The organism is Ruegeria sp. AL12 (assembly GCF_056540885.1).
Genome location: NZ_JBQFXN010000154.1, coordinates 1 through 616 on the forward strand (window position 1 = coordinate 1; position 616 = coordinate 616).

Consider the following 616-nt stretch of genomic DNA (forward strand, 5'->3'; position numbering starts at 1 on the left):
GCAATCTCGGTAGGGCGTGGGATCAGCCAGTCCCATTTCGAGATCGTGGCAGATGCCAAATCCGGACTGTCCGTCGGCGATGTGATCCGACTGGGCCGCGATCCTTTCACTGTGGTCGGGTTGGTCGAGGATACGATGAATTCCGCCGGTGATCCGGCGGCGTTTATCACCTTGCGCGATGCGCAAGTGCTACAGACGCAACTGGCCCCGTCGGCTCAACGCGTCCAGGAGGCACGAGGCGCGGGGTTGCTCGAAAGTCAGGACAGCGTTGCGGCTGTGATCGCACGGCTTGAACCGCTTGCAGACCCGCAAGCAGTGGCGCAGTCGGTGCGCCAATGGAAACATCTTGGGGCCCTGACACAAGCCGATCAGGAGTCTATCTTGCTAATGTCTGTGGTGGATCGGGCAAAGCGGCAGATAGGTTTGTTTCTGGGCATCTTATTGTCCGTTTCAGCCGTTGTGATCGCATTGATTATCTACACGATGACCATGGAAAAGCTAAAGCAGATCGCCACACTCAAACTGATCGGCGCCCCCGACCGCACGATCATCGGGCTGATCGTGCAGCAATCCATTGCACTTGGTGCGGTCGGCTGGAGTTTCGGTCTGATCCTTA

The 616-nt window shown here is 57.8% G+C and carries 1 protein-coding gene; it reads left to right on the forward strand.

The window, feature by feature from the left end:
- The coding region (locus ACR0C6_RS21950) for an ABC transporter permease (protein ID WP_480621290.1) at positions 1-616 on the forward strand (616 nt) is incomplete at both ends.